This is a genomic window from Parabacteroides sp. MSK.9.14 (genome assembly GCF_019041495.1).
In the GTDB taxonomy this organism is placed as follows: Bacteria; Bacteroidota; Bacteroidia; order Bacteroidales; family Tannerellaceae; genus Parabacteroides; species Parabacteroides merdae.
On the sequence record NZ_JAHPXO010000112.1, the window covers coordinates 1 to 1,505 of the forward strand.

Here is a 1,505-nt window from a genome sequence, read left to right on the forward strand (position 1 = left end):
TGGCGGTTGTTGACATCTACTTGAGTCTTCTTACAATTTGCAGCGGAGATAGTTTTGGTTCACCGCATATCATCATGTGTATATGGTCTTTGTCCGTTTCAATGACCTCAATATCAAAATAGGACAAGTTTGATATGTTCTGCATGATTTGCTTCATGTCATATTCCACTGCTCCAATTAGTAACTTCTTTCTGTATTTGCATACCGGTATCATGTGGTACTTGATGAGAAATTTCGAGTGGTCCTTTGAAATGTATTCTTTCTGTATCATTGTTTCGTTTGAAATCGTTAGATTTGCAGTATGTTACGAGCCTACAAGTATAGAATCTATCCGACAGATGAGCAAAAGGTTTTGTTTGCAAAGACTTTTGGCTGTTGTCGTTTTGTCTATAATTGGGCGTTGAATCTGAAAATCACGGCATACAAGGAGCGTAAGGAAACGCTTGGCAACGTATATCTGACCAATCTGATGAAGAGTGAGCTGAAAGCGGAGCATGAATGGCTCTCGGAAGTAAACTCACAATCCTTGCAGAGTGCTTTGCGCAATCTCGATACCGCCTACACCAACTTTTTCCGTAATACCAAGGCGGTCGGCTTTCCACGCTTCAAATCCCGTAAGGATAGGCAGAGCTTCCTTTGTCCACAGCATTGCCGTGTGGATTTTAAGAAAGAAACAATCACAATCCCAAAGGCGAAAGATATTCCTGCCGTACTGCATCGTAACTTCAAAGGGACGGTAAAGACCGTTACCGTCAGTATGACACCTTCAGGCAAATACTTTGCGTCAGTATTGGTTGATACGGCCATTCAGGAACTCCCGGCAATCCCCGTACAGGTTGATACGGCTTTGGGTATTGACCTGGGTATCAAATCGCTCGCCGTATGTTCTGACGGACGCACGTTTGACAACCCGAAGAACCTGCAGAAAAGCCTTGGCCGCCTGAAACTGTTGCAAAAGCGGTTGAGCCGCAAACAGAAAGGTTCTTCAAACCGAAACAAGGCTCGCATTAGAGTGGCCAGGTTGCAGGAATACATAGCCAACAGCCGTAAGGACAACCTTCACAAAATTACCCATGCGCTTACGCACGACAGCCAAGTGCGTACCATCTGCATGGAGGATTTGAATGTGAAAGGAATGCAGCGTAACCATCACTTGGCACAAGCCGTAGGTGATGCGTCTTTCGGGATGTTCCTCACGCTGCTTGAATACAAATGCAGCTGGTATGGCGTAAACCTCATTAAGACAGGCCGCTTTGCCCCAAGCTCAAAGACCTGTGGCAAATGCGGCCATGTGTATAAAGGATTGAAATTAAACGAGCGCAGTTGGATTTGCCCCAAATGTGGTACGCACCACGACCGGGACTTCAATGCTGCTTGCAACATAAAGGAATTTGGCTTGAAAGCCCTACCCACGGAGCGTGGGAAAGTCAAGCCTGTGGACTGTCCTCTTGTGGATGACCGACCTCGTGTCCTAAAAAGCAATGGCAGGAAGAAGCAGGAAAAGA

Annotated in this window: 2 protein-coding genes; one reads left to right on the forward strand and one right to left on the reverse strand. The window is 46.0% G+C overall.

All coding sequences use genetic code 11. From position 1 onward, the window contains the following. Positions 1-16: 16 nt before the first annotated feature. A complete protein-coding gene (gene tnpA / locus KTG12_RS21325; protein ID WP_256445861.1) occupies positions 17-271 on the reverse strand; it encodes an IS200/IS605 family transposase in 255 nt (84 codons plus the stop codon). A 30-nt stretch (positions 272-301) separates the two neighbouring features. Here tnpA and KTG12_RS21330 point away from each other — a divergent pair. Further along, the coding region (locus KTG12_RS21330) for an RNA-guided endonuclease TnpB family protein (RefSeq protein WP_216945547.1) at positions 302-1,505 on the forward strand (1,204 nt) is incomplete at its 3' end.

Bases quoted from the DNA above. Each gene is read 5' to 3' on its own strand.
- tnpA (WP_256445861.1), bottom strand. From the start codon at position 271: ATGATACAGAAAGAATACATTTCAAAGGACCACTCGAAATTTCTCATC.